The 257-nt window shown below is 58.4% G+C and carries 1 pseudogene; it reads left to right on the top strand.

The window, feature by feature from the left end:
• Positions 1-257, top strand: a pseudogene (locus tag ACM6IP_RS00920) (peptide ABC transporter permease); the annotation flags it as partial.

Below are 257 nucleotides of genomic sequence, written 5' to 3'. Positions count from 1 at the left end.
AGTTTTATTGCCCGCCGACTGGGGTTGTTGATCCCCACCTTTTTCGGCATCACCCTGCTGACTTTCGCGTTGATTCGCATGATTCCTGGCGACCCTGTGGAAGTCATGATGGGCGAACGCCGGGTCGACCCCGAAATGCACGCTCAGGCAATGGAACGCCTTGGCCTGAACAAGCCGCTGTATGCCCAGTACCTGGACTACATCGGCAAACTGGCCCAGGGCGACCTCGGTGAATCGCTGCGCACCCGTGAAAGTGT

This window comes from Pseudomonas sp. IT-P176, from assembly GCF_949767245.1.
Taxonomy (GTDB): Bacteria; Pseudomonadota; Gammaproteobacteria; order Pseudomonadales; family Pseudomonadaceae; genus Aquipseudomonas.
The sequence above is the reverse complement of the archived record's forward strand: the minus strand, read 5'-3'. Positions and strand labels throughout refer to the sequence as shown.